Below are 25,741 nucleotides of genomic sequence, written 5' to 3' on the forward strand. Positions count from 1 at the left end.
ACAGCCCGCTTGCCATAGCAAGCTCATTTGCCATAGCGAGGCCGTTTGCCACGGGCTTAAACCACGTCCACCCCGACATGAATTGCATCATGCCGCCAAAACTCCAGGTCGCAGTCGATCAACCGCTGATGCTGGTCATAATTAACCCGGGCGATGCGCAAGCCCGGGCTGCCCACCGACACGCGCAAGGCGGCGGCGGCTTCCACCGGCAATGACGTCGGCACGATCTCGAAACGCACACGGCCGTAGTGCAGGTCGTACTTACGTGCGTATAGCTCGGTCATCGACTGGGTCAGGTCGCACGCCAAAATCCCCGGAAAATACTGCGGGTTCAGGTAGTGCTCCACATACAGCACCAAGCGCCCATCAATCCGCCGACAACGGCAAATCTGAATCACGCTCGATAACGCCGGCAACTGCAACCATGCACACACCGCCGCCGACGCCGGCTGCAGCCGCGCCGAGATCACCTCGGTCGACGCCACCCGCCCCTGGTCGCTGACCATCGCGTGGAAGTGGCTGCGCTGTATCAGGTTGTAAGCCAGCCGGGGCGGCGAGACAAACCAGCCACGGCGCTCTTCGCGATAAATCTGGCCTTGGGCCTCAAGCTGTAACAAGGCTTCACGCACGGTGATGCGAGTGGTACCAAACAACTCGCTGAGCTTGCGCTCGGCGGGCAATTTACCCGCAGGCGGCAACAGGCCGTGGTCGATCTGCTCTTGCAGCGCCATGCCAATAGAGGTCACTGCCTTGATTGCCTCATCGCGCATCAACATTCCCTATCTGGACTAGACCAGCACCTTACCGGTGCGTAAACCACACGTTATTCAGGCTTTTGCTGTTGCCTGTAAGCCTAGGCAGTGCAGATGACCGACAGATGACAGCCCCTGCCCTGCCTTGCGGCGCACGCTGCGCACACCCTGCAATACATCGGCCAAGTCCAGGGCAGGCGGGCACTTGAGCATGGTCTACGCTGAGTCTGAACTGAGCGACACAGGCGATTGAAAAACGACATCGACATGAAACTGTCATCCATCGCGCCTAGATTGGCTCAGGTATTGCTGACCTAGACCAACACCACCGCAAACGTCGATAAAAACGCAGCGTTGAACACGCCCAAAGGAGCTTCGGATGAAACAGCTTTTCCTGGCATCACTGTTAGGCTCGACCCTTGCCATGTGCACCGCCGCCATGGCCGCTGATACCGATCTAAAAACGCTCGAAGCCGCCGCCCGAGCGGAAGGCGCCGTCAACAGCGTCGGCATGCCCGATGACTGGGCCAACTGGAAAGGCACGTGGGACGACCTGACCAAAATCTACGGCCTCAAGCACACCGACACCGACATGAGCTCGGCGCAGGAACTCGCCAAGTTTGCGGCAGAGAAAGACAACGCCAGCGCCGATATCGGTGACGTCGGCGCAGCCTTCGGCCCGATTGCGGTGAAACAGGGCGTGGCTCAGCCGTACAAACCCACCACCTGGGCGCAAGTACCGGATTGGGCGAAAGATAAAGACGGCAACTGGGCACTGGCCTACACCGGCACTATCGCGTTCATCGTCAACAAAAAACTGCTGCACGGCTCCGAAGCACCAAAAAGCTGGGCTGACCTGAAGACCGGCAAATACAAGGTCTCCATCGGTGACGTCGGCACCGCCGCACAAGCCGCCAACGGCGTACTCGCGGCGGCCCTGGCCAGCGGTGGCGACGAGAAAAACATCCAGCCTGCGCTGCTGATGTTTGCCGAAATCGCCAAGCAAGGTCGCCTGTCGCTGGCTAACCCGACCATCGCCACCATGGAAAAAGGCGAAGTCGAAGTAGGCGTGGTTTGGGACTTCAACGGCTTGAGCTACAAAGCCAAAATGGCCAACCCGGATGACTACGTGGTGCTGATCCCATCGGACGGCTCGGTAATTTCCGGCTACACCACCATCATCAACAAGTACGCCAAGCACCCGAACGCCGCCAAACTGACGCGTGAATACAGCTTCAGCGACGCTGGCCAAATCAACTTTGCGCGCGGTAACGCCCGTCCAATTCGTGCCGAGCACCTGACCTTGCCGGCAGACGTCCAAGCCAACCTGTTGCCGAACGAGCAGTACAAAAAAGCCATGCCGATCAAGGATGCCGACGCTTGGGAAAAAACCTCCAAGGCACTGCCGCAGAAGTGGCAGGAAGAAGTCATCATCAATATGCAGTAAGCCGGTCGGTGTAGCAGCGGGCTTTGTGGGAACAGGCTTGTGTGTGTAAGCGAAAGCCTGCTCCCACATAAGCCTGATCGCGCAAACACCTGCTCCCACACTTGAACCCGCTAACCATTCGTTGCGGAGCTCCAGCCCCTATGAAGCACAACGTCATCCTGGTGGTGCTCGACGGCCTGAACTACGAAGTTGCCCGACATGCAATGGGGCACCTTCAGGCCTATATCGGCGCAGGACGCGCAGCGCTTTACAAACTGGAATGTGAGCTACCGGCCTTATCCCGCCCGCTGTATGAATGCATCCTCACCGGCGTGCCACCGATCGACAGCGGCATCGTCCACAACCATGTCTCGCGCCTGTCCAACCAGCGCAGCATCTTTCATTACGCCACCGACGCAGGCCTTGGCACTGCCGCGGCGGCCTACCACTGGATCAGCGAGCTGTATAACCGCACGCCGTTTATTGCCGCGCGTGACCGGTGTACCGACGACAAGGCGCTGGCGATCCAGCACGGGCATTTCTATTGGAGTGACCACTACCCGGACTCCCACCTGTTCGCCGACGCCGAAAGCCTGCGCCGCCAACACGCGCCGAACTTTCTGCTGGTGCACCCGATGAACATTGATGACGCCGGCCACAAACATGGCCTCGACACCGCGCAATACCGCAACAGCGCGCGCTCGGCCGACATCATCCTTGCCGACTACTTGCAAGGCTGGCTGGATGCCGGATACCAGGTGCTGGTGACCGCCGACCACGGCATGAACAATGACCGCTCGCACAACGGCCTGCTGCCGGAAGAACGCGAAGTGCCGCTGTTCGTGGTGGGCTCGGCGTTCAACTTCGACCCGACTGCACTGCCCAAGCAAACCGAACTGTGCGGCACCGTCTGCGAACTGCTCGGTGTGCCCCACGACAAACCTGTCTGCCGGGAGCTGTTGAAGTGAGCGCAATGACCCGAAGCAAATGGCTGGCACTGTTGTGCCTGGTGCCATTTGCGCTGTTTTTTATCGTGTTTGAAATTGCCCCGTTGGGGTGGGTGTTGATCAACAGCCTGGAATCGGAAGAGTTCGGCTGGGGCCTCGCCAACTTCACTAAAATCTTCAGCTCGAAGTTCTACCTGCAAGCCATCCAGTACAGCCTGGAAATCAGCTTCTACTCCAGCGTGTTCGGGATCATCATCTCGGTGCTTGGCAGCTATTCGCTGCGCCGCGTGGATGGCCCGCTGCGCAACTTCGTGACCGCGTTCGCCAACATGACCAGCAACTTTGCCGGCGTGCCGCTGGCCTTCGCGTTCATCATTTTGCTGGGCTTCAACGGCAGCATCACGATCATGCTCAAGCAGGCCGGGATCATTCAGGATTTCAACCTGTACTCCAAAACCGGGTTGATCATTCTGTACACCTACTTTCAGATTCCACTGGGCGTGCTGCTGCTCTACCCGGCCTTCGACGCGCTGCGCGAAGACTGGCGCGAATCGGCCTCGCTGCTCGGCGCCAGCGGCTGGCAGTTCTGGCGGCATATCGGCCTGCCGGTGCTGACCCCGGCGCTGCTCGGCACCTTCGTCATCCTGCTGGCCAATGCCCTCGGCGCCTATGCCACGGTGTACGCGCTGACGACCGGCAACTTCAACGTACTGCCGATTCGCATCGCGGCGATGGTCTCCGGTGACATCTCGCTGGACCCGAACATGGCCAGTGCCCTGGCCGTGGTGCTGGTGGCGCTGATGACTGTAGTCACCGTGGTGCATCAACTGCTGCTCAAGAGGAGCTACCATGTCTCGCGCTGAAGCCAGCCCCGCCGCCCTCTACCATCGGGTAGTGGTGTATGTGTTGTTTGCGATCCTGGTATTGCCGCTGGTGGGCACCTTTGTCTACTCCATCGCGAGCAGTTGGTCGGCGACCATTCTGCCGGCGGGTTTTACCCTGAAATGGTATGTGCAACTGTGGAGTGACCCACGCTTTTTGATGGCCTTCGGGCAGTCGCTGCTGGTGTGCGTGGGCGCGCTGATCCTGTCGGTGGTGCTGATTCTGCCGCTGTTGTTCGTGGTGCATTACCACTTCCCAAAGCTCGACGCGCTGATGAACATCCTCATCTTGCTGCCCTTCGCCATACCGCCGGTGGTGTCATCGGTGGGCTTGCTGCAACTCTATGGCTCCGGGCCGCTGGCGATGGTCGGCACGCCGTGGATTCTGATCGGCTGCTATTTCACCGTGGCGCTGCCGTTCATGTACCGCGCGATCACCAACAACCTGCAAGCGATCAACCTGCGCGACCTGATGGACGCCTCGCAACTGCTCGGCGCCAGCACGTGGCAGGCGGCGATCCTGGTGGTGCTGCCGAACCTGCGCAAAGGCTTGATGGTGGCGCTGCTGTTGTCGTTCTCGTTTCTGTTCGGTGAATTCGTGTTCGCCAACATCCTCGTGGGCACCCGCTACGAAACCCTGCAGGTGTACTTGAACAACATGCGCAACACCAGCGGCCACTTCACCAGCGCCATCGTGATTTCCTATTTCTTCTTTGTGCTGGTGCTGACCTGGGCCGCCAACATCTTGAACAAGGACAAAAGCCAATGAGCTTCGTCAGCGTCCAACACCTGCAAAAAGGCTACACCGGCACCCCGGTGTTCAGTGACATCAACTGCGAGGTCGCCAAGGGCGAATTCGTCACCCTGCTCGGCCCGTCCGGTTGCGGCAAGTCGACCTTGCTGCGTTGCATCGCCGGGCTGACGTCGGTAGACGGTGGCAAAATTCTGCTGGAGGGCCAGGACATCGTCCCTCTGAGCCCGCAAAAACGCCACATCGGCATGGTCTTCCAAAGCTATGCGCTGTTTCCCAACATGACCGTGGAGCAGAACGTCGCGTTTGGCCTGCGTATGCAAAAGGTCAATGCCGACGACAGCCACACACGTGTGCAGGAAGTGCTGCAACTGGTGGAACTCAAAGAATTCGCGGGCCGCTACCCGCACCAGTTGTCCGGCGGCCAATGCCAGCGCGTGGCGCTCGCACGCTCCCTGGTGACGCGCCCGCGCCTGTTGCTGCTGGATGAGCCGTTGTCGGCGCTGGACGCACGCATTCGCAAACACCTGCGCGAACAAATCCGCCAGATCCAGCGTGAGCTGGGGCTGACCACGATTTTCGTGACCCACGACCAGGAGGAAGCGCTGACCATGTCGGACCGGATCTTCCTGATGAACCAGGGCAAGATCGTGCAGAGCGGCGATGCCGAGACGCTCTACACCGCGCCAGTAGACGTATTCGCCGCCGGGTTTATCGGCAACTACAACCTGCTCGATGCCGCCAAGGCCAGCCAGTTGCTGCAACGGCCGATCAGCGGGCGCATCGCAATTCGCCCGGAAGCCATCGAATTGAGCCGTAGCGGCGAACTCGACGCATTGGTGCGCAGCCACAGCCTGTTGGGTAATGTCATTCGTTATCGCGTCGAAGCACGCGGCGTGGAGCTGGTGGTCGATGTGCTCAACCGCTCGGCCGCCGATTTGCACCCCGATGGTCAGCGCCTGGCACTTTCTATCGACCCCAGTGCGTTGTGTGAAGTAGCCTGACGCAAGATTTATTGAGAGAGCATGACGGATGGCATTGGTAATTTTTGATCTGGACGACACCCTGATCCACGGCGACTGCGCCACCCTGTGGAGCGAGCAAATGGGCCGCCTGGGCTGGGTCGACCCTGAGTCGTTCATGCGCAAGAACGTTGAGCTGATGGACGCCTACAGCCAAGGCAAGCTGTTGATGGAAGATTTCATGGACTTCAGCCTGGAGCCGATGATCGGCCGCACGCCGGAAGAAATCGATCACCTTGTAGAGCCATGGGTTGAGGACATCATCGAGCCGCTGATCTACAGCGAAGCCACCAAGACCATCGCCCGCCACCGCGCCAATGGCGACCGGGTCTTGGTGATTTCCGCTTCGGGCACGCACTTGGTCAAACCGATTGCGGCGCGCATCGGTATTGATGAAGTGCTGGGCATTGACCTGGACGTCAGCCATGGCGTGTACAGCGGCCGTACCGTGGGCGTACTGAGTTACCGTGAAGGCAAGATAACCCGGTTGCTGGCATGGTTGGAGCAAACCGGTGAAACGCTGGACGGCGCGTACTTCTACTCGGACTCGCGCAATGATCTGCCGCTGCTGCTGAAGGTCGATCACCCGCAGGCAGTAAACCCGGACCCGGTGCTGCGCGAACACGCCGAGAAGGCCGGCTGGCCAATCCACCAGTGGACCTGACCACCCATTTTTGAACTGCAAACCCAATCAAATGTGGGAGAGGGCTTGCTCCCGATGGCAGTGTATCTGTGAAGAATATTTCACCTGACACTCCGCCATCGGGAGCAAGCCCCCTCCCACAGTTAACTGTATTTCAATCAGGGATCAGCTCTGTTCCTCATCAATCACCGGAGCCGGAAGAGCATTTTTGAACTGCAAACTCAATCAAATGTGGGAGGGGGCTTGCTCCCGATGGCAGTGTATCTGTGAAGAATATTTCACCTGACACTCCGCTATCGGGAGCAAGCCCCCTCCCACACTGGACTGTACTTCAATTCGGGATCAGCTCTGTTCCTCATCAATCACCGGAGCCGGAAGAGCATTTTTGAACTGCAAACTCAATCAAATGTGGGAGGGGGCTTGCTCCCGATGGCAGTGTATCTGTGAAGAATATTTCACCTGACACTCCGCTATCGGGAGCAAGCCCCCTCCCACAGTTGACTGTATTCCAATCAGGGATCTGTTCTGTTCCTCATCAATCACCGGAGCCGGCAGAGCATTTTTGAACTGCAAACTCAATCAAATGTGGGAGGGGGCTTGCTCCCGATGGCAGTGTATCTGTGAAGAATATTTCACCTGACACTCCGCTATCGGGAGCAAGCCCCCTCCCCCACTTGGCACACTGGGCTGAACTCAAATCCGGAGTCAGCTCAGGCTCTCGTCAATCACCAACACCAACTTCCCACAAATCTGATTGGTTGCCAGTTCGGCAAACGCCGCCTCGGCGTCCTTGATCGGGAACGTCTTGGCCAGTTGCGGGCTCAGGCGGCCTTCAGCAAACAGCGGCCACACATGCTGGCTCAGATCACTGAACAGGTCGGCCTTGAACTGATCACTGCGGCTGCGCAAGGTCGAGCCGAGCAACTGAATGCGTTTGCCCAACACCTGCGCGAGGTCGAGCTGCGCTTCGCGGCCACCCATCAAGCCGATCAGCACCCAACGCCCGTCCACGGCCAGCAGTTTAAGGTCCAACGCGGCATAGTTGGCGCCCACCGGGTCGAGGATGACATCGAACGGCCCGAAGTCGCGCAGCGCTTCAAGGCCGTCGGTACGTACCACGCCGCCCTGGGCACCGAGTGCTTCGCAATAGGCCAGGCGCTCTGCCGAGCCGACGCTGACCCAGCACGGGCTGCCAAACACCTTGCACAATTGAATCGCCGCCGAGCCGACGCCACTCGCACCGGCATGCAGCAGAACTTTCTCACCGGGTTTAAGGCCTGCCAGCTGAAACACATTCAGCCACGCCGTGATGTACACCTCAGGCAGCGCCGCCGCTTCGGTGAGCGAAAAATCTGGCGGCACCGCCAGCACGTGGCGTGCGTCCACCACCACTTCTTCGGCCATGCCGCCGCCGGCCAGCAACGCGCAGACACGATCGCCGACCTGCCAGGACGAGCCCGGCCCTACTTCGCTGATCACGCCTGCACACTCAAGACCCAGCACCGCGCTGGCGCCGGGCGGTGGCGGATAAAGCCCCGCACATTGTAATAAATCGGCGCGATTAAGGCCCGCTGCCGCCACACGAATGCGAACTTGGCCTACATCGCACGTAGGACTGGGCTCTTCTAACCACTCCACATGACCTTCCACGCCTTGCAATGCTTTCACAGTGCCTCCATAGTGACTCTGGACTGAGCCCGTCGCTGTAGCAGCGGGCTTTTTGCATTATGCGACCGGCCCATATGGAACCGGCGACTTCAAAGACGGCCTAATATGCGTTATCAATTGCCCCCGCGTCGAATCAGCATGAAGCATCTATTCCCCAGTACCGCCCTCGCTCTTTTCATTGGTCTCGGCTTCGCGTCGATGTCGACCAATACGTTCGCAGCCAACAGCTGGGATAACCTTCAGCCTGATCGCGATGAGGTAATTGCGAGCCTTAACGTCGTCGAGTTGCTCAAGCGCCATCACTACAGCAAGCCGCCGCTGGACGACGCTCGCTCGGTGATCATCTATGACAGCTACCTCAAGCTGCTGGACCCGTCGCGCAGCTACTTTTTGGCCAGCGATATCGCTGAGTTCGACAAGTGGAAGACCCAGTTCGACGACTTCTTAAAGAGCGGCGACCTGCAGCCCAGCTTCACCATCTACAAGCGCTACCTGGACCGCGTGAAAGCGCGTCTGGATTTCGCCTTGGCCGAGCTGAACAAAGGCGTCGACAAACTCGACTTCACCCAGAAAGAAACCCTTCTGGTGGATCGCAAGGACGCGCCTTGGCTGACCAGCACCGCCGCGCTTGATGATCTGTGGCGCAAACGCGTCAAGGACGAAGTGCTGCGATTGAAGATCGCCGGCAAAGAGCCCAAGGCGATTCAAGAGCTGTTGACCAAGCGCTACAAGAATCAGTTGGCACGTCTGGACCAGACCCGTGCCGAAGACATCTTCCAGGCGTACATCAACACCTTCGCGATGTCCTACGACCCGCACACCAACTATCTGTCGCCAGATAACGCGGAAAATTTTGATATCAACATGAGTCTGTCGCTGGAAGGCATCGGTGCCGTCCTGCAAAGCGACAATGACCAGGTCAAAATCGTGCGTCTGGTGCCGGCAGGTCCGGCGGACAAGACCAAGCAGGTTGCCCCGGCTGACAAGATCATCGGCGTGGCCCAGGCCGACAAAGAGATGGTCGATGTGGTCGGCTGGCGCCTCGACGAAGTCGTCAAGCTGATCCGTGGGCCGAAAGGCAGCGTGGTGCGCCTGGAAGTGATTCCGCACACCAATGCACCGAACGACCAGACCAGCAAGATCGTGTCGATCACCCGTGAAGCGGTGAAGCTCGAAGATCAGGCCGTACAGAAGAAAGTCCTTAACCTCAAGCAGGATGGCAAGGACTACAAGCTGGGCGTGATTGAAATTCCCGCCTTCTACCTGGACTTCAAGGCCTTCCGTGCCGGCGACCCGGACTACAAGAGCACCACCCGCGACGTTAAAAAAATCCTGACTGAGCTGCAGAAGGAAAAAGTCGACGGCGTGGTCATCGACCTGCGCAACAACGGCGGCGGTTCCCTGCAGGAAGCCACCGAGCTGACCAGCCTGTTTATCGACAAAGGCCCGACCGTGTTGGTACGCAACGCTGACGGCCGTGTCGACGTGCTCGAAGACGAGAACCCGGGTGCCTTCTACAAAGGCCCGATGGCGTTGTTGGTCAACCGTCTTTCGGCCTCGGCCTCGGAGATTTTTGCCGGCGCCATGCAGGACTACCACCGCGCGCTGATCATTGGCGGGCAGACCTTCGGCAAAGGCACCGTGCAGACCATTCAGCCGCTCAACCATGGCGAACTCAAGCTGACGCTGGCCAAGTTCTACCGGGTTTCCGGGCAGAGCACCCAGCATCAAGGCGTGCTGCCGGACGTTGATTTCCCGTCGATCATCGACACCAAGGAAATCGGCGAAAGCGCCCTGCCCGAAGCCATGCCGTGGGACACCATCCGCCCTGCGATCAAACCGGCGTCGGACCCGTTCAAGCCGTTCATCACGCAATTGAAAGCTGACCACGACGCACGCTCCGCCAAGGATGCCGAGTTCGTGTTCATCCGCGACAAACTGGCCTTGGCCAAGAAGCTGATGGAAGAAAAAACCGTCAGCCTCAACGAAGCGGACCGTCGTGCACAGCACACCGACATCGAGAATCAGCAACTGGTGCTGGAAAACACCCGCCGCAAGGCCAAGGGTGAAGACCCGCTCAAAGAGCTGAAGAAAGAAGATGAAGATGCGCTGCCGACCGAGGCGGAAAAAACCAAGCCGGAAGACGACGCCTACCTGGCCGAGACTGGCCGGATACTGCTGGACTACCTGAAAATCAGTAAACAGGTGGCCAAGCAGTAAATGATGGCGATTTAATGTGATCGCTCCTCGGAGTGTCATCATATAGACATCATTCTGTCGTGAAATGAAGGATCGCAGGCTTGAGGCCTGCGATCCTTTTTTTTCGATCGAGATCGCCATGACCATGACCGAACAGCTGAATGCATTGGGCTCTATCTTGGCTCAAGGCAGTTTGTACAGCCTGTTCCAACCGATCATCTGCCTTTCTGACCGCAGTATCCTCGGCTACGAAGCCCTCAGCCGTGGCCCGTCCAACAGCCCGCTGCACTCCCCCGTCGCGTTGTTCTCGGTGGCCAGCCATGCCGGGCGCTTGAGCGAACTGGAAATGGCCTGCCGCGAAAGTGCCTGTCGACGTTTCAGCGCACAGAAATTACCCGGCAAGCTGTTCCTGAATATCTCGCCGGAGTCGCTGATGGAGACGGCGCACCAACCTGGGCGCACCCTGCAACTGCTGCGCGACTTCGGTATTGCGCCCAGCCAAGTGGTGATCGAACTCACCGAGCAAACGCCCACCGACGATTTCGACTTACTGCAAACCGCCTTGCATCATTACCGCGACATGGGCTTCGCGATTGCCCTGGATGACTTGGGTGCCGGCTATTCCAGCCTGCGTTTATGGTCGGAGCTGCGCCCGGATTACGTGAAAATTGATCGGCATTTTATCGACGGCATCCATCAGGATGCACTCAAGCGCGAATTTGTCGGCTCCATCCTGCAGATTGCCCGGGCGTCGCGCGCTCAAGTGATTGCCGAGGGCATCGAGCTGCCCGAAGAACTGGCGGTGTTGACGGAGATGGGCGTCGATCTGGTTCAGGGTTACTTGCTGTGTCGTCCGCAGGAACACCCGCCGCAGGAAGCGCGCCAAATGCTGCCCAAGCCCGACACCGCCAACCTCGCGCTCAGTGACGAAGGCACTGACCTCAGCGCGCTGCTCAACGAACAACCGGCCGTCGATCAGGACACCGCCACCGCCCAGGTACTCGAAGCGTTCCGGCGCCAAGCCAACCTCAATTCGCTGGCAGTCCTGGATAAACGCGGCCACCCGATCGGCATCGTGCACCGGCATTCGTTATCGGATGTGCTGCTCAAACCGTTCGGCACCGACCTGTTCGCGCGCAAACCCATCAGCCGCCTGATGAGTGCTGATTTTCTGGCGGTGGAGTTGAGCCAATCCCTGCAACAAGTCAGCCGCCTGTTGACCAGCCGCGCGCGGCAACGGATTGAAGAAGACTTCATCATCACGCTCAACGGTGACTACTTGGGCTTGGGCCGGGTAATCGATGTGCTCAAGCTGATCACCGAAGTGAAGATCCAGCAGGCGCGTTACGCCAACCCGCTGACCTTGCTACCGGGCAACGTACCGATTCAGCAATGCCTGACGCGCCTGCTGCAGCAACAACGCGAGTCGGTGATCTGCTACGTGGATATAGACAGTTTCAAGCCGTTTAACGATATATACGGCTACGGGCGCGGGGATGAAGTGTTGCTGTGCCTGGCACAGTGCCTTAACGATCGGGTCGACCCCAGCCGTGACTTCGTCGGGCATATCGGTGGCGATGATTTTTTGCTGGTGCTCGGCCCGCAGGATTGGCGCAAACGGCTCAACCAACTGCTGGATGACTTTCACACCCAATGTCGGCGCTTTTACCGCGCCGAACACCTCGACGCCGGCTGCTTTGTCGCGTTGAACCGCCAGGGCGTGCGTCAGGAATTCGCGTTGCTGTCACTGTCGATCGGCGTGGTGCATTTATATCCACAGGCCTGTGGACAACTCGATGCCAGCCAGTTAGCAGAGCTGGCATCGCAGGCCAAGCACCATGCCAAGAACGTGGCTGGCTACAGCATCCACGTGATCGACAGCATGGCCATGCTGCCGCAGACGCTTTAGGCCTCGGCCGACTCCGGGTATTCGTATTCGAACACCCTGACCACCTCTGAGGCGTGCCAGGACGCGGCGGCCACACCATCGGACGGCCCGCTGAAACGCCCCAGTCGCTCCACACATTCAAAGAAACCGGTGCGCGGCAGGCGGCTCGCGCCTTGGCTGATGACCAGCGAGCTGCGCAGCGGCTGCTCGGCTTTGGCGTCCAGCGCGGCCAGGTGTTCAAGCGCGGCAGCGAGGGTTTGCATCGCCGGCGTAGGAAATTGCAGACGCTCCAGCAGCGCGCGGTAGGTCAGCAGATGGCGCTGGCGACGCGCCTGGTCCAGTTCGTTGAGCAACCCATCCCAGTGTTGACGGCTGATACGTAGGCTCAAGACTCATCCCTCCAACCGGCAACGCCCAATTCCCAGGCCAGGCTGCGGCGAATGGCGGCATCCGGCTGGCGTTCACCACTTTCAATCAAACCCAGATACGAAGGGCTGATTCCCACGGTGCGGGCCAGTGTTTCTATGGCCAGCCCCTTGGCTTCACGCAAGCCGCGCAGGTCTGCGAGCGCGCGCAAAACCTGATCGGGAGCGCCTTGGGCAATGGTGGATGGCTTTGATGCAGGTTGTTGCTGACCGGCAGCTTTTAGCAGCGCCTGGTACTGATCCCATGGCAACACCGCGTACTCGGGTTCGCCATCGCGTGAAATTATCTGAATATCCATGAATGCCCCGTAGGATTACACCACTCACTAAGTAAGCCCTTTCCTTAGGAGTGTAATCCTAACCGGCATAAAGGTCGCAGGACGATAGCCTCGTCAGGCTTTTTTTTGCGGGTTTTCCTGCTCCAGCAGCGCAGGCGTCGCAGGAAGGCGCTCAACCACGGCGAGCTTTTCCGGGCGCTGGGCGTCGCGCCAGGCACGAAACGCGCTCAGTTCACCTTCCAGGGTCTTCATGACCCACGCCAGTACGGCGATGTCATCGAGCATACCGAACACCGGAATAAAATCCGGAATCGCGTCAATCGGGCTGAGGAAGTACATCAGCCCCGCCACCACCGAGAGCAACGCCTTGGGGCTGATCACGCGGTATTCGCCACGCCAGTAGGCCAGGCACAACGACTGAAGCAACTTAAGGTCATCCTTGAGCTTGCCCAAGCGATTGCCTTGGCTCGAGCCTTTGGCGGCGACCGCAAACAGCAACGTCGGCAGACGCCCACGGCCAAGCAAGCGAGCGGCCATCGGCAAGAAACGGGTGAAATTGAAGGGTGGTTTCATTCGTCACTCCAGTTCCAGGCGACAGAAAAGGTTATCCACACAAATTGTGGATAACCTTGTGAACAGAGCCTGTTTTATTGTCTGAAAGCCACGGGTTATAAGGCTTTCAGTCAGATCGGGCGTTTTTTGTGCACATCAAAAAAACCCAAGAAATCATTGACTTGCCACCGCTGTGCGGCTAGCCATGCTCAGGTCTTATATCAGACTGTTTCAGAATACGGACGTTCGTTTGGATTTGCCGGGGCTTTAGTGCGGCGGCTGAAACGTTTTAGCGAGTAAACCATCGACAGATGGATTATGCAGACGCCAGAAACAACAACGCCCCGTCGAAACGGGGCGTTGTATGTTCAGTCGCCGATTACTGCTTGGCGGCTGGCGCAGCAGGTGCGTCAGGGGCTTCAGCCTTGGCTGGGTCCTTGATGCCGAGCAGTTCCAGGTCAAACACCAGCACCGAGTTGGCTGGAATAGCCGGGCTCGGGCTCTGTGCGCCGTAAGCCAGGTCGGACGGGATGTACAACTCGACCTTCTCGCCAACATGCATCAGTTGCAGGCCTTCAACCCAACCCGGAATCACGCCGCTGACCGGCAGGTCAATCGGGCTACCGCGATCCACGGAGCTGTCAAAGGTGGTGCCGTTGGTGAGTTTGCCGGTGTAGTGAACCGTCACCACGTCGGTCGGCTTGGGCTGAGCGCCGTCGGCCTTCTTCACGATCTTGTACTGCAGACCGGAAGCAGTGGTAACTACGCCGTCTTTCTTGGCGTTGTCTTCGAGGAATTTTTTGCCGGCGGTTGCCGACTCTTCACTCATTTTGGTCATGCGTTCTTCAGCACGCTTCTGCAGTGCGGCAAACGCTTCAACCAGTTCGTCGTCTTTCAGCTTCTGTTCTTTCTTGCCGACGGCATCTTCGATACCTTGGGCTACCGCTTTGGAGTCCAGGTCATCCATACCTTCCTGAGCAAGGCTTTTGCCCATGTTCAGGCCGATTCCGTAGGAAGCTTTCTGCGCCGGGGTTTTCAGCTCTACGCTGGTCTGCGAATCACAACCCGCAAGTACCAGGCTAACCAGGGCCACCGCCGCCGCCAACCGATGCTGTTTCATGCTATTTCCTTGTTCATGCGCCAATAGGGCATTCGAATAAAGTCGCGAGCTTATCAGGCGGCCACGACCAATGGCTACCGGCATCTGAGCAGGAAACTTCTGATAAGTTCACGTGTTTAAAAGCATTTTCATTGTTCACGGCCCTGCGCGACGGATCGCGAGGCCACTTGCAACTGAACTAATGGCCACTTGCCGCACTCGCGGCGCAGTGGCATAACAACGCTACGCCTCGACACGCCCAAGGCAAGGCCAGCACAAGGCCTACACAAGGATAGTTATCTTGCGCATTTTTTCCCGTATTTTGATCCTGATATTGGCCGCACTGGGCCTGACAATCGCCGTGGTGCTCTACTACATCGTCAACCCAAAACTGCCGGATTACCTGCCTGTAGAGCAGGTGCACTACCAGGAACAATGGAGTGCGGCCGATCGCCAGACCTACTATTTCACGCCCCAGGGCACCCAGGTCAAGGGCCTGCATTACGACTGGTTCACCGCCCTGGAACTGCCGTTTTCGCAACAACGTTTTGCCGCGCCCGAGTACTTGGCACGCTTCGGGTTCCTGGTCGACCCCAAACAAACGCCCACCGCGCAAAACCCCGGCAACCTGCCGGTGGGTTTCGCCCGACACGCTAATGCCGGCAGCCAGGTTGAATACCTGGACATCACCTGCGCCGCCTGTCACACCGGCGAGCTGCATCTCAACGGCCAAGCCTTGCGCATCGACGGCGGCTCGGCCCAGCATGTACTGCCCTCTAGCGTGCCCACGTTGCGCGGCGGCAGTTTCGGCCAGGCCCTGGTGGCCAGCCTGTTCAGTACTTACTACAGCCCGTGGAAGTTCGAACGTTTTGCCCGCAAGGTGCTGGGTGATCGATACGACGCTGAGCACAGCCAACTTCGCAAAGACTTCAAACAGTCGCTGGACATGTTCCTCAAAGTCGCCTGGAACGACACTCACCGCGGCCTCTACCCCACTGAAGAAGGCCCGGGCCGCACCGATGCGTTTGGCCGCATCGCCAACGCCAGCTTTGGCGACGCCATTTCGCCAGAAAATTATCGCGTGGCAAATGCGCCAGTGGACTACCCGCAACTGTGGGACATTTGGACCTTCGACTGGGTGCAATGGAACGGCTCGGCCGAACAACCCATGGCCCGCAATATTGGTGAAGCGCTCGGCGTCGGCGCCACATTGGACTTCTTCGACAGCGCCGGCCAGCCGCTTCAGGGCGACGCACGCTACCCGTCCAGCGTGCGCGTACGCGACCTCAACCTGATCGAAGAAACCCTGCAACGCCTGAAGCCGCCCACGTGGCCGCAAGACTTGTTCGGCGCCGTCGACAAGCCCCTTGCCGCGCAAGGCCGCGCGCTGTTTGCCGAGCACTGCGCCGGTTGCCATGTGCCGCCCGTCAGCCAGGTCAACGGTCGCCCGGTGCAGCAACTGAAGATGCTGCCCGTAGCGTACATCGGCACCGACCCCAGCGCCGCCAACAACATTGCCGATCAGCGCTATGACCTCAGCGCCCTGCAATGGGACCCGGCGCAATTGGCCGAGCTGGACGTCGACCTGCACCCGGCGCCGACCGCACCGCTGGACCTGCACGCACTCTCGGTGGCGCAGGGTTTGGCCTACGTCACCGCCTTCGTCGAAGACCATGCCTACCGCGCCGCCGGTGTAACCCCGGCCGAACGCCCGCGCCTGAACGGCTACGGCTTGCCCATCGGCGTGCGTGAATTGCGTGCGTACAAGGCGCGGCCACTGGCGGGCGTGGGGCCCCCCCCGCCGTTCCTGCACAACGGCTCGGTGCCGACGATTTATCAACTGCTCTCGCCTCAGGACGAGCGCAGCGTCACCTTCTATAAAGGCACCTTCGACTACGACCCGCAGCACTTGGGCTTCCAGACCAAGGCGTTCAAAAATGCCTTCCTGTTCGATACCACCCTGACCGGCAACCACAACAGCGGCCACGAATTTCGTGCCGGCCCGCGTGGCAATGGCGTGATCGGCCGTGGCTTGCTGCCGCAGGAACGCTGGGCGCTGCTGGAATACCTCAAAGTGCTGGGCGGCCCGCTGGAGCAACAGTTGCCATGATTATCCGATCTCAACACAAGGAAGGTTCAATGCTCGCTCGTCTGTGGCTGCGCCTCGGCGCGTTTCTCGGCAAGACCCTGCTGTGGCTGGTGGGCCTGGGGTTGCTGGGTTGGCTGCTCGCCACGGCCTGGTTTGCCTGGCAGCACAGCGGCCCGGTGTCGCCCACCGAGCAGGTCCCGCCGGGTGAAGCCGCCATGACCCAGGGCATCATCCAAACGGCGGTGCGTATCGTCGACCAGCACCGCGAAGGCACGCGCTATTTGCGTGATGCCCACGCCAAAGCGCACGGCTGTGTGAAGGCCGAAGTCAGCGTGCTGACGAACCTCGACCCGGCGCTGCGCCAGGGTGTATTCGCCGAGCCTGGCAAGACCTGGCAAGCATTGATGCGCCTGTCCAACGGTAATGCCTACCCGCAATTCGACAGCATCCGCGATGCGCGCGGCATGGCGCTGAAGCTGCTCGATGTACCCGGCAAACAATTGATGGGCGACCAGCAAACGCGCACGGAACAGGACTTCGTGATGTTCAGTCACGCGAACTTTTTTGTCAGCGATGTGGCGGAGTACGCGCAGAACATCGGCGCTCAAGCCGACGGCAGTAAAGTGTTGGCATTCTTCCCCAAGGCCGACCCGCGCAGTTGGCAGGTGCGCCACTTGTTTATCGCCCTGGCGACCTTGGCGCCTGCGCCAGCCAGCCCGACGCAGGCCACTTACTTTTCGGTTTCGCCGTACAAGTTCGGCGTGGCCAACGCCAAGTTCCGCGTCGCGCCCGACCCGCAAAGCTGCCCGCAATACCAACTGCCCAAACAGAACCAGGACTTGCCGAATTTTCTGCGCAGCGCGTTGAATCAGCAACTCTCCACCGACCGCGTGCCGGCGTGTTTCGTGCTGCAGATACAGCGGCAGAACCCGCAGAAATTCATGCCAATCGAAGACACCAGCATCGAGTGGAAGGAGAGCGACGCGCCTTACGAAACCGTGGCCACGGTGAAAATCCCTGCGCAGGACTTCGACACACCGGCCTTGAACCTCGCGTGCGACAACCAGTCGTTCAACCCCTGGTTCGGGGTCGAAGAACATCGCCCCATCGGCGGCATCAACCGCTTGCGTAAAGCCGTGTATGAAGCCATCAGTGATTACCGCCACGGCCGCAATACTCCGTAAAGAGTGCGTAAGCATTGGCTCGGCGCAGTAAGGATCGCGTAGGGCCTATTGAGCCGCGCAGAAAAAAGCCCAATCGATAAATCGCAGACGAAAAAAAGCCCGCTCGATGAGCGGGCTTTTTCAGGTTACCTGGCGTTCAGTGTTCCAGGTGACCAAATATGGCGCAGCGGACGGGACTCGAACCCGCGACCCCCGGCGTGACAGGCCGGTATTCTAACCGACTGAACTACCGCTGCGAAATATGGCGCAGCGGACGGGACTCGAACCCGCGACCCCCGGCGTGACAGGCCGGTATTCTAACCGACTGAACTACCGCTGCGCGTAACACATGAAGCGAATGGTGGGTGATGACGGGATCGAACCGCCGACCCTCTGCTTGTAAGGCAGATGCTCTCCCAGCTGAGCTAATCACCCTTCGTTTCGGTGTGGATGGTGGGTGATGACGGGATCGAACCGCCGACCCTCTGCTTGTAAGGCAGATGCTCTCCCAGCTGAGCTAATCACCCTTCGTTTCGGTGTGGGCGCATCATACACCAAAAAATCGTAATGTCTTGATTTAAATGAAATTTATTCAAAAAAAATAGATGCACGAGTTTTTGGCGTATTTCGGACAAAAAAAAGCCCGCGGTTAAGCGGGCTTTTTCAGGTTACCTGGCGTTCAGCGTTCCAGATGACCGAATATGGCGCAGCGGACGGGACTCGAACCCGCGACCCCCGGCGTGACAGGCCGGTATTCTAACCGACTGAACTACCGCTGCGCGTAACACATGAAGCGAATGGTGGGTGATGACGGGATCGAACCGCCGACCCTCTGCTTGTAAGGCAGATGCTCTCCCAGCTGAGCTAATCACCCTTCGTTTCGGTGTGGCGCGCATTCTACGGAGCGACCCAAGCTCTGGCAAGCACTTTCTTAAATCTTTTTTTTCAGCCCTTCCAATGGCTTAGGCAGGGTTGGCCTCAGGCGTTATCAAGAGAATAATGCCCCCCTTTGTATAAAGGAGAGACTCACCCCATGTGGTTCAAGAACCTGCTTATCTATCGCCTGACCCAAGATCTGCCTGTTGATGCCGAGGCGTTGGAAGCGGCAATGGCCACCAAACTGGCGCGCCCTTGCGCCAGCCAGGAGTTGACCACTTACGGTTTCGTCGCGCCTTTTGGTAAAGGTGAAGACGCTCCCCTGGTTCACGTCAGCGGTGACTTCCTGCTGATCGCCGCGCGCAAGGAAGAACGTATTCTGCCGGGCAGCGTGGTGCGTGACGCACTGAAAGAGAAAGTCGAAGAGATCGAGGCCGAGCAAATGCGCAAGGTCTATAAAAAGGAGCGCGACCAGATCAAGGATGAAATCATCCAGGCCTTCCTGCCGCGCGCGTTTATTCGTCGCTCCTCGACCTTCGCCGCCATCGCGCCGAAACAAGGCTTGATCCTGGTCAACTCGGCAAGCCCAAAGCGCGCCGAAGACCTGCTGTCGACGCTGCGTGAAGTGATCGGCACCCTGCCGGTACGCCCACTCACGGTGAAAACCGCACCTACCGCGATCATGACCGACTGGGTCACCACCCAGAAACCCGCCGATGACTTTTTCGTCCTCGACGAGTGCGAACTGCGCGACACCCACGAAGATGGCGGCATCGTGCGTTGCAAACGCCAGGACCTGACCGGCGAAGAAATCCAGCTGCACCTGACCACCGGCAAAGTCGTGACGCAATTGTCGCTGGCCTGGCAGGACAAGCTGTCCTTCATGCTCGACGACAAAATGACCGTCAAGCGCCTGAAGTTCGAAGACCTGCTGCAAGACCAGGCGGAACAGGACGGCGGTGAAGAAGCGCTGGGCCAACTGGACGCGAGCTTTACCCTGATGATGCTGACGTTCGGCGAGTTCCTGCCGGCATTGATCGAAGCACTGGGCGGCGAAGAAACCCCGCAGGGCATCTAACCCATGTGATGTTCAACCTGTGGGAGCAGCTTGCTCCCACCGTTGATTGGGTTTGCAACTTAACCAATAACAAGGACATCCCCATGCGCGCACTCGCCGCCCTGAGCCGCTTCGTCGGCAATACCTTCGCCTACTGGGTGTTGATTTTTGCGGTGCTCGCCTTCTTCGAGCCTGGCTGGTTCAGTGGCCTCAAAAGCGCCATCGTGCCACTGCTGGGTTTGGTGATGTTCGGCATGGGGCTGACCCTCAAACTTGAAGACTTCGCCGAGGTCGCCCGCCACCCCTGGCGTGTGGCCCTCGGCGTGGTCGCGCATTTTGTGATCATGCCGGGCGTGGCCTGGCTGCTCTGCCAAGCCTTTCACCTGCCGCCGGAAATTGCCGTCGGCGTGATCCTGGTAGGCTGCTGCCCAAGCGGCACTTCTTCCAACGTGATGACTTGGCTGGCGCGAGGCGACCTCGCGCTGTCGGTGGCCATCGCCGCCGTGACTACGTTGCTCGCCCCGCTGCTGACGCCGGCATTGATCTGGCTGCTCGCGTCGGCCTGGCTGCCGGTGTCGTTCCTGGAATTGTTCTGGTCGATCCTGCAAGTGGTGCTGCTGCCGATCGTGCTCGGCGTGGCGGCGCAACGTGTGCTCGGCGCGCGGGTGCGCCATGCCGTGGACGTGCTGCCGCTGGTATCGGTGGTGAGCATCGTGATTATCGTCGCGGCGGTGGTTGCCGCCAGCCAGGCGAAGATTGCCGAGTCCGGCCTGCTGATCATGGCCGTGGTGATACTGCACAACAGCTTCGGCTACCTGCTGGGCTACTTCACCGGCCGCGTGTTCAAGCTGCCACTGGCGCAGCGCAAGTCACTGGCGCTGGAAGTCGGCATGCAGAACTCCGGGCTCGGCGCCGCGTTGGCCAGCGCGCACTTTTCGCCATTAGCGGCGGTGCCGAGTGCGCTGTTCAGCGTTTGGCACAATATTTCCGGCGCCCTGCTGTCGACTTATTTCCGCCGCATGAGCGAAAAAGAAGACCGCCGCATTTTGCAGAACACGCCTGAAACTTGATCGTTTGATCAATAGTCGGCACTCTACCGAGCGTCGCGGGGACGACCCCGCGATGCTCTAAACCGTTTATTCAGGGGACGACCCCACCTATCGATAGGAGGTCATCATGTCCTGGATCATTCTGTTTTTTGCCGGGTTGTTTGAAGTCGGCTGGGCCGTTGGCTTGAAGTACAGCGACGGTTTCAGCAAACCACTGCCCACCGCCCTGACAATTGCCGCAATGGCCATCAGCCTCGGCCTGTTGGGGCTGGCCATGAAGGAACTGCCGCTGGGCACCGCCTATGCCATCTGGACCGGCGTGGGTGCCGTGGGCACCGTGATCGCCGGGATTATCCTGTTTGGCGAATCCATGGCGTTGTTTAGATTGGCGAGTGTGGCGTTGATTATTTGCGGGCTCATAGGGCTCAAGATCAGCACCTAGGCCACTGCCGTCATCGGGAGCAAGCCCCCTCCCACATTTTGAATGTATTCACACATCAAAAGTGGGAGGGGGCTTGCTCCCGATGAGGCCGGCACATTCAACAAAAAACTACCTGACACTCCCGCGCAACGCCCCTACCCTTTCCTGCAAATGCGCAGGCGTCGCCGCCTCTGGCCCAACCGGTTCACCCGCCACCAACGTGACATGCGACCAGATACGACGAAACACGCCCTTGTTCGGATCGCGGCTGAAAAAACTGCCCCATAACCCTTGCAACGCCAGCGGAATCACCGGCACCGGCGTTTCTTCCAGAATGCGCGTTACGCCTGCGCGGAACTCATTCATCTCGCCATCGGTGGTCAACTTGCCTTCCGGGAAGATGCACACCAACTCGCCGTCTTTCAGGTACTGAGCGATTCGCGTGAAGGCCTTTTCGTAGATCTGAATATCTTCGTGACGCCCGGCAATCGGAACCGCGCCGGCCGTGCGGAAGATAAAGTTGAGCACCGGCAAATTATAGATTTTGTAGTACGTGACAAAACGAATCGGCCGACGCACCGCGCCGCCAATCAACAGCGCATCCACAAACGACACGTGGTTGCACACCAGCAAGGCCGCGCCTTCATCCGGAATCAGCGCCAAATTGCGATGCTCCACGCGGTACATGGAATGGCTGAGCAGCCAGATCATGAAGCGCATGCTGAACTCGGGGACGATCTTGAAGATGTAGGCATTCACCGCGATGTTGAGCAGCGACACCACCAGGAACAACTCGGGAATCGACAGCTTGGCGACGCTCAGCAGCAGGATCGTCACGATGGCCGACACCACCATGAACAGCGCGTTGAGAATGTTGTTGGCGGCGATCACGCGGGCACGCTCGTTCTCGGCGGTGCGCGACTGGATCAGCGCGTACAGCGGCACAATATAAAAGCCGCCAAACACGCCCAAACCCAGAATATCGACTAACACCCACCAGGCCTCGCCGTAGCCGAGTACCGCCAGCCAGTCGTTAGCCTGCACATTCTGCGGGAGGCCGCCGGAATGCCACCACAGCAACAGGCCAAACACGGTCAGGCCAAACGAGCCGAACGGCACCAGGCCGATTTCCACTTTGCGACCGGAGAGCTTTTCGCACAGCATTGAGCCCAGCGCGATGCCCACCGAGAACACCGTGAGGATCAGCGTTACCACGGTTTCGTCGCCGTACAGCCACTCCTTGGCGTACGCAGGGATCTGCGTGAGGTAGATCGCGCCAACGAACCAGAACCACGAGTTGCCGACAATCGAGCGCGACACGGCGGGCGTCTGCCCAAGGCCCATACGCAAGGTGGCCCAGGATTGGCTGAAAATATTCCAGTTAATACGCAGTTGCGGCGTCGACGCCGCCGCGCGTGGAATACTGCGGCTGGCCACATAACCCAACACCGCCACGCCGACAATCGCGACCGCCACCACCGGCGCGTAATCGGTGGTCGACATCATGATGCCGGCGCCAATGGTGCCGGCCAGGATCGCCAAAAATGTGCCCATCTCGACCAGGCCGTTGCCGCCCACCAGCTCATCGTCGTGCAGCGCCTGCGGCATGATCGAGTACTTCACCGGGCCGAACAGCGCCGAGTGAGTGCCCATGGCGAACAGCGCCAGCAGCATCAGCTCCAAATGATTGAGCAGGAAGCCTGCGGCGCCGACGCTCATGATCACGATTTCGCCGACCTTGATCGCGCGGATCAACGCGTCCTTGTTGAATTTTTCGCCGAATTGCCCGGCCAGCGCCGAGAACAGAAAGAACGGCAGGATAAACAGCAAGGCACACAGGTTGACCCAGATCGAGCGATCGCCGTCGATGGTGAGCTTGTAAAGAATCGCGAGGATCAGCGATTGCTTGAAGATGTTGTCGTTGAAGGCGCCGAGCAATTGGGTGATGAAAAACGGCAGAAAGCGCCGTGTACGCAGCAAGGTAAATTGCGAGGGGTGGCTCATCGTCCGTGTTCCTGGGTGGCCCGAGACTGTTATTGCCTTTAGGCTGTTATAGAAAGTCAGCCGCGACTTTACCTAATCCCGCTTACTTATTCCCTAGTCCTGCAATACAAGGCGATACAAAAAGCTCGCCTTTGTACGCGCCCTGCACGGTGCGCGTGGCAACGATCAACCACATCAGCGCCAACACCACCACCAGCACACTGCCCAACAGGCTGAAGAAACTCAGGTGCAACACGCTCGCGAGCTTCAACGTGGCCAAGGCGTAAACCCCCAAGGGGAAGGTAAAACCCCACCAGCCCAAGTTGAACGGGATACCGCCGCGCAGGTAACGCAGGGTGATCAATACCGCGATCAGCATCCACCACAAGCCGAAGCCCCACAGGGTGATGCCCGCCACCAGCCCCAGGCCATTGGCAATTTCACCCACGCCGGGCAAGCCGTTGGCGGCAAAGATCGCCGGTGCGTCGCCCCCCAGCAACAACATGCCCAACGCGCCGGTGCCGATAGGCCCCAGGGCCAGCCAGCTCGACGCGGCCATGTTGGCGTGCGGCAGTTTATGCAAGGCCATGCGCAGCATCAGAATGGTCAGGATGCTGAACGCCACCGGCAGCGAAAACGCCCACAGCACGTAGCTGGTCACCAGCATGACCAGTTGCGAATGGGCGTCGGCCAGGTGCGGCGCGAGCAGGCCACCGCTGGCAGCGGCGACTTCAGCCGCGACCACCGGCAGCAACCACACGGCGGTCATCTGGTCGATGCTGTGCGCCTGGCGGGTGAACATCATGAACGGTATCAGCACGCCGCAGGCCATGGCCATCGCTACATCCAGCCACCATAAAACTTCAGCCAACGGCAGCACATCACTGCCCCAACGCGGCAGACCAAACACCAGCAAGCCGTTGAGAATCGTCGCCAGGCCCATGGGGATCGTACCGAAAAACATCGACACCGTGGAGTGGCCGAAAATGCGTCGCGCCTCGTCGAAGAACATCAGCCAACGGGCGGCATACAACACGCTGAACAACACAAACAGGCCAAGGGCGAGCAGCCACAAGCCTTCGGCAGTCGCATACACGCCGGGCAGGCGATTCGGCAACTGCGCCAAGGCCAGCGCCAGCACGCCGGTGCCCATGGTCGCGGCAAACCAGTTGGGGGTGAACTGGCGAATCACTTCCCGGGGACGGGTCAGGTGACTGAAGGGTTTGTAACTGATGCTGTTGATGCAGGTCATGATGACGATCCTCTTCCTCGCATGAGGTTGGGAGCATCTTAGAACTCGATCGAATATCTATATAACGGGTAATATCTCTAACCGTTATCTACTTTACCAATATACAGACAGTGGCTACACCGCCGCCCTGCTCCGCGTCGAACCCTGCCGCAGTAAACCGGCCAGGGCTGCGAGCGCCAACACGATCAGCACGGCGCCAAAAGCATCGGTCGTGACGATAAGGCCAAACACCCGGCTGAGGTTCCCCGCCAGCAGCGCCGGCAAGCAGAACGCCAAGTAGCTGAACACATAAAACGCCGACATCAAACCTGCCCGCTCATGCGGCAACGCCAGCCCCACGATGCTGCGAATACTGCCCATGAAGCCGCCGCCGAAACCCAAACCGGCGATCACACTGGCGACAAAGAACAGCCACAGGCTGGCACTTTGTACGGCAACCAGCAACAACGCCACGCCTGCGGCCAACAGGACGGCCGACAGGCGCATGACCTTGTCTGCCGGGCGGTCGCGGAGGCTGTAGATCATCACCGCGCCACTCAAGGTCACGACCGCGACCAGCCCGCCGCCGATCAGGTGCGAGGTCGAACCGGTGGCCGCCCGCACCAGCGAAGGCGCCAGCGATGAAAAAAACCCGCCCAGCGCCCACACCGCTACATTCAACGGCATTGCCAACCACAATGCACGCCGTGCTTGCGCGGGCACATGCAGGGTCGGCGCCAGCGACTTCAAGGCACCCGGTATACGGCTGACGGTTTCCGGCAGGCGAAACACATAGAGCATTTGCAGCAGCATCAACCCGAGCATCGTGAAGTAGATCAATTGAGTCGGCCTTGGCGCGAATTCCACCAGCAATCCGCTGCCGAGGCCGCCACTGGCCATGCCCAACAACGGCGCCAGGCTATTGAGCATCGGGCCGCGCAGGCGGTCGGTGTCGAGCAAGGTCGCACTCAGCACCGCCGTGGCCATGCCTGTCGCGAAACCTTGCAGGGCGCGCGCGGCAATCAGGCAGGCGCTGCTGTCGGCATTGATAAACAGCAACATCGCCAGCATATTCAGCAGCAAAGCGGCGAAAATCACCGGCTTGCGCCCCACGTAATCCGACAGCGAACCCACGGTCAACAGCGCGGCCAGCAAGCTCACGGCATACACGCCAAAGATCACCGTCAGCATCGCCGCCGAAAACTGCAGGTGGTCCTGATACACCTGATACAGCGGCGTCGGCGCACTGGACGCGGCGAGGAAGGTCAACACCGTGATCACCAGAAATGCCAGGTTGGACCGTTGAGACGCTACGCTAGACATGCACACACTCCGCTAAAG

At 59.4% G+C, this 25,741-nt stretch carries 22 protein-coding genes and 6 tRNA genes; 13 read left to right on the top strand and 15 right to left on the bottom strand.

Annotated features, from left to right (window positions below; translation table 11 throughout):
• Positions 1 to 56: 56 nt before the first annotated feature.
• The gene (locus AO240_RS18755; protein ID WP_099238287.1) at positions 57 to 770 is read right to left on the bottom strand and encodes a UTRA domain-containing protein; all 714 of its coding nucleotides are present in this window, start codon (positions 768 to 770) and stop codon (positions 57 to 59) included.
• 361 nt (positions 771 to 1,131) lie between these two features.
• Here AO240_RS18755 and AO240_RS18760 point away from each other — a divergent pair, with 361 nt between their 5' ends.
• The 6 genes from AO240_RS18760 to AO240_RS18785 all read left to right on the top strand — a co-directional run bounded on the left by AO240_RS18760 (position 1,132) and on the right by AO240_RS18785 (position 6,443).
• The gene (locus tag AO240_RS18760; protein WP_099238236.1) at positions 1,132 to 2,199 is read left to right on the top strand and encodes an ABC transporter substrate-binding protein; all 1,068 of its coding nucleotides are present in this window, start codon (positions 1,132 to 1,134) and stop codon (positions 2,197 to 2,199) included.
• A 140-nt stretch (positions 2,200 to 2,339) separates the two neighbouring features.
• On the top strand, positions 2,340 to 3,146 hold the full coding sequence (locus AO240_RS18765) for an alkaline phosphatase family protein (RefSeq protein ID WP_099238238.1): 807 nt from the start codon (positions 2,340 to 2,342) through the stop codon (positions 3,144 to 3,146).
• 5 nt (positions 3,147 to 3,151) lie between these two features.
• Positions 3,152 to 3,988 (top strand): ABC transporter permease subunit, encoded by an 837-nt coding sequence (locus AO240_RS18770; RefSeq protein ID WP_177445842.1) that lies wholly within the window; start codon positions 3,152 to 3,154, stop codon positions 3,986 to 3,988.
• On the top strand, positions 3,975 to 4,775 hold the full coding sequence (locus AO240_RS18775) for an ABC transporter permease (RefSeq protein WP_099238242.1): 801 nt from the start codon (positions 3,975 to 3,977) through the stop codon (positions 4,773 to 4,775). The genes AO240_RS18770 and AO240_RS18775 overlap by 14 nt, the downstream gene beginning before the upstream one ends.
• Positions 4,772 to 5,761, top strand: a complete 990-nt coding sequence (locus AO240_RS18780; protein ID WP_099238244.1) for an ABC transporter ATP-binding protein — start codon at positions 4,772 to 4,774, stop codon at positions 5,759 to 5,761. Before AO240_RS18775 ends, AO240_RS18780 begins: the two co-directional genes overlap by 4 nt.
• A gap of 28 nt (positions 5,762 to 5,789) precedes the next feature.
• Positions 5,790 to 6,443, top strand: a complete 654-nt coding sequence (locus AO240_RS18785; RefSeq protein ID WP_058413541.1) for an HAD family phosphatase — start codon at positions 5,790 to 5,792, stop codon at positions 6,441 to 6,443.
• A 684-nt stretch (positions 6,444 to 7,127) separates the two neighbouring features.
• Here AO240_RS18785 and AO240_RS18790 read toward each other — a convergent pair.
• On the bottom strand, positions 7,128 to 8,090 hold the full coding sequence (locus tag AO240_RS18790; protein ID WP_099238246.1) for a zinc-binding dehydrogenase: 963 nt from the start codon (positions 8,088 to 8,090) through the stop codon (positions 7,128 to 7,130).
• Between the two features lie 138 nt (positions 8,091 to 8,228).
• On the opposite strand from AO240_RS18790, the gene AO240_RS18795 reads away from it, so the two are divergent.
• Both AO240_RS18795 and AO240_RS18800 read left to right on the top strand, forming a co-directional pair.
• Entirely contained in the window at positions 8,229 to 10,310 is a 2,082-nt protein-coding gene (locus tag AO240_RS18795; protein WP_177445843.1) for a carboxy terminal-processing peptidase, read from the top strand.
• Positions 10,311 to 10,428: 118 nt separating this feature from the next.
• Complete coding sequence (locus tag AO240_RS18800; protein WP_099238289.1) at positions 10,429 to 12,198, top strand: bifunctional diguanylate cyclase/phosphodiesterase; 1,770 nt, start codon at positions 10,429 to 10,431, stop codon at positions 12,196 to 12,198.
• On the opposite strand, the gene AO240_RS18805 is transcribed toward AO240_RS18800, so the two are convergent.
• From AO240_RS18805 to AO240_RS18820, 4 genes are all read right to left on the bottom strand, one after another.
• Positions 12,195 to 12,566, bottom strand: a complete 372-nt coding sequence (locus AO240_RS18805) for a hypothetical protein (protein WP_005786715.1) — start codon at positions 12,564 to 12,566, stop codon at positions 12,195 to 12,197. The two genes, AO240_RS18800 and AO240_RS18805, sit on opposite strands and share 4 nt — an antisense overlap.
• Complete coding sequence (locus AO240_RS18810) at positions 12,563 to 12,901, bottom strand: helix-turn-helix transcriptional regulator (protein ID WP_099238250.1); 339 nt, start codon at positions 12,899 to 12,901, stop codon at positions 12,563 to 12,565. Before AO240_RS18810 ends, AO240_RS18805 begins: the two co-directional genes overlap by 4 nt.
• Before the next feature lie 93 nt (positions 12,902 to 12,994).
• Positions 12,995 to 13,453: a YkvA family protein gene (locus tag AO240_RS18815; RefSeq protein WP_099238252.1), complete on the bottom strand. Its 459-nt coding sequence runs from the start codon at positions 13,451 to 13,453 to the stop codon at positions 12,995 to 12,997.
• Between the two features lie 358 nt (positions 13,454 to 13,811).
• On the bottom strand, positions 13,812 to 14,552 hold the full coding sequence (locus AO240_RS18820) for an FKBP-type peptidyl-prolyl cis-trans isomerase (RefSeq protein ID WP_058413536.1): 741 nt from the start codon (positions 14,550 to 14,552) through the stop codon (positions 13,812 to 13,814).
• A gap of 280 nt (positions 14,553 to 14,832) precedes the next feature.
• On the opposite strand from AO240_RS18820, the gene AO240_RS18825 reads away from it, so the two are divergent.
• Positions 14,833 to 16,641, top strand: a complete 1,809-nt coding sequence (locus AO240_RS18825) for a di-heme-cytochrome C peroxidase (RefSeq protein ID WP_099238254.1) — start codon at positions 14,833 to 14,835, stop codon at positions 16,639 to 16,641.
• Positions 16,642 to 16,670: 29 nt separating this feature from the next.
• Positions 16,671 to 17,804 carry a catalase family protein gene (locus AO240_RS18830; protein WP_371918655.1) on the top strand — a complete coding sequence of 378 codons (1,134 nt, stop codon included), beginning with the start codon at positions 16,671 to 16,673 and terminating at the stop codon, positions 17,802 to 17,804.
• 159 nt (positions 17,805 to 17,963) lie between these two features.
• Here AO240_RS18830 and AO240_RS18835 read toward each other — a convergent pair.
• The 6 genes from AO240_RS18835 to AO240_RS18860 all read right to left on the bottom strand — a co-directional run bounded on the left by AO240_RS18835 (position 17,964) and on the right by AO240_RS18860 (position 18,657).
• Positions 17,964 to 18,040, bottom strand: a tRNA-Asp gene (locus AO240_RS18835).
• Positions 18,041 to 18,046: 6 nt separating this feature from the next.
• Positions 18,047 to 18,123, bottom strand: a tRNA-Asp gene (locus AO240_RS18840).
• A gap of 19 nt (positions 18,124 to 18,142) precedes the next feature.
• Positions 18,143 to 18,218, bottom strand: a tRNA-Val gene (locus AO240_RS18845).
• Between the two features lie 16 nt (positions 18,219 to 18,234).
• Positions 18,235 to 18,310, bottom strand: a tRNA-Val gene (locus tag AO240_RS18850).
• Positions 18,311 to 18,485: 175 nt separating this feature from the next.
• Positions 18,486 to 18,562: transfer RNA gene (locus tag AO240_RS18855), tRNA-Asp, on the bottom strand.
• Positions 18,563 to 18,581: 19 nt separating this feature from the next.
• Positions 18,582 to 18,657: transfer RNA gene (locus AO240_RS18860), tRNA-Val, on the bottom strand.
• A 159-nt stretch (positions 18,658 to 18,816) separates the two neighbouring features.
• Here AO240_RS18860 and rdgC point away from each other — a divergent pair.
• From rdgC to sugE, 3 genes are all read left to right on the top strand, one after another.
• The gene (rdgC, locus tag AO240_RS18865) at positions 18,817 to 19,737 is read left to right on the top strand and encodes a recombination-associated protein RdgC (protein WP_058413533.1); all 921 of its coding nucleotides are present in this window, start codon (positions 18,817 to 18,819) and stop codon (positions 19,735 to 19,737) included.
• Between the two features lie 83 nt (positions 19,738 to 19,820).
• Positions 19,821 to 20,786, top strand: coding sequence for a bile acid:sodium symporter family protein (locus AO240_RS18870; RefSeq protein WP_099238257.1), 966 nt, complete (start codon positions 19,821 to 19,823; stop codon positions 20,784 to 20,786).
• Positions 20,787 to 20,892: 106 nt separating this feature from the next.
• Complete coding sequence (gene sugE, locus AO240_RS18875; RefSeq protein ID WP_099238259.1) at positions 20,893 to 21,207, top strand: quaternary ammonium compound efflux SMR transporter SugE; 315 nt, start codon at positions 20,893 to 20,895, stop codon at positions 21,205 to 21,207.
• 108 nt (positions 21,208 to 21,315) lie between these two features.
• Here the strand turns inward: sugE and AO240_RS18880 are convergent, their stop codons facing one another.
• The 3 genes from AO240_RS18880 to AO240_RS18890 all read right to left on the bottom strand — a co-directional run bounded on the left by AO240_RS18880 (position 21,316) and on the right by AO240_RS18890 (position 25,723).
• Positions 21,316 to 23,190 carry an MFS transporter gene (locus AO240_RS18880; RefSeq protein ID WP_099238261.1) on the bottom strand — a complete coding sequence of 625 codons (1,875 nt, stop codon included), beginning with the start codon at positions 23,188 to 23,190 and terminating at the stop codon, positions 21,316 to 21,318.
• Between the two features lie 82 nt (positions 23,191 to 23,272).
• The gene (locus tag AO240_RS18885; RefSeq protein WP_099238263.1) at positions 23,273 to 24,421 is read right to left on the bottom strand and encodes a TDT family transporter; all 1,149 of its coding nucleotides are present in this window, start codon (positions 24,419 to 24,421) and stop codon (positions 23,273 to 23,275) included.
• A 114-nt stretch (positions 24,422 to 24,535) separates the two neighbouring features.
• Positions 24,536 to 25,723: an MFS transporter gene (locus AO240_RS18890; protein ID WP_099238265.1), complete on the bottom strand. Its 1,188-nt coding sequence runs from the start codon at positions 25,721 to 25,723 to the stop codon at positions 24,536 to 24,538.
• Positions 25,724 to 25,741 lie beyond the last annotated feature (18 nt).

This window comes from Pseudomonas sp. ICMP 460 (assembly GCF_002723595.1).
Classification (GTDB): Bacteria; Pseudomonadota; Gammaproteobacteria; order Pseudomonadales; family Pseudomonadaceae; genus Aquipseudomonas; species Aquipseudomonas kitaguniensis.

Coding starts and splice junctions, on each gene's coding strand:
- AO240_RS18785 (WP_058413541.1), top strand. CDS start 5,790: ATGGCATTGGTAATTTTTGATCTGGACGACACCCTGATCCACGGCGAC.
- AO240_RS18870 (WP_099238257.1), top strand. CDS start 19,821: ATGCGCGCACTCGCCGCCCTGAGCCGCTTCGTCGGCAATACCTTCGCC.
- AO240_RS18760 (WP_099238236.1), top strand. CDS start 1,132: ATGAAACAGCTTTTCCTGGCATCACTGTTAGGCTCGACCCTTGCCATG.
- AO240_RS18775 (WP_099238242.1), top strand. CDS start 3,975: ATGTCTCGCGCTGAAGCCAGCCCCGCCGCCCTCTACCATCGGGTAGTG.
- AO240_RS18795 (WP_177445843.1), top strand. CDS start 8,229: ATGAAGCATCTATTCCCCAGTACCGCCCTCGCTCTTTTCATTGGTCTC.
- AO240_RS18800 (WP_099238289.1), top strand. CDS start 10,429: ATGACCATGACCGAACAGCTGAATGCATTGGGCTCTATCTTGGCTCAA.
- AO240_RS18830 (WP_371918655.1), top strand. CDS start 16,671: ATGCTCGCTCGTCTGTGGCTGCGCCTCGGCGCGTTTCTCGGCAAGACC.
- AO240_RS18755 (WP_099238287.1), bottom strand. CDS start 770: ATGCGCGATGAGGCAATCAAGGCAGTGACCTCTATTGGCATGGCGCTG.
- AO240_RS18885 (WP_099238263.1), bottom strand. CDS start 24,421: ATGACCTGCATCAACAGCATCAGTTACAAACCCTTCAGTCACCTGACC.
- AO240_RS18880 (WP_099238261.1), bottom strand. CDS start 23,190: ATGAGCCACCCCTCGCAATTTACCTTGCTGCGTACACGGCGCTTTCTG.
- AO240_RS18765 (WP_099238238.1), top strand. CDS start 2,340: ATGAAGCACAACGTCATCCTGGTGGTGCTCGACGGCCTGAACTACGAA.
- sugE (WP_099238259.1), top strand. CDS start 20,893: ATGTCCTGGATCATTCTGTTTTTTGCCGGGTTGTTTGAAGTCGGCTGG.
- rdgC (WP_058413533.1), top strand. CDS start 18,817: ATGTGGTTCAAGAACCTGCTTATCTATCGCCTGACCCAAGATCTGCCT.
- AO240_RS18810 (WP_099238250.1), bottom strand. CDS start 12,901: ATGGATATTCAGATAATTTCACGCGATGGCGAACCCGAGTACGCGGTG.
- AO240_RS18815 (WP_099238252.1), bottom strand. CDS start 13,453: ATGAAACCACCCTTCAATTTCACCCGTTTCTTGCCGATGGCCGCTCGC.
- AO240_RS18820 (WP_058413536.1), bottom strand. CDS start 14,552: ATGAAACAGCATCGGTTGGCGGCGGCGGTGGCCCTGGTTAGCCTGGTA.
- AO240_RS18780 (WP_099238244.1), top strand. CDS start 4,772: ATGAGCTTCGTCAGCGTCCAACACCTGCAAAAAGGCTACACCGGCACC.
- AO240_RS18770 (WP_177445842.1), top strand. CDS start 3,152: ATGACCCGAAGCAAATGGCTGGCACTGTTGTGCCTGGTGCCATTTGCG.
- AO240_RS18890 (WP_099238265.1), bottom strand. CDS start 25,723: ATGTCTAGCGTAGCGTCTCAACGGTCCAACCTGGCATTTCTGGTGATC.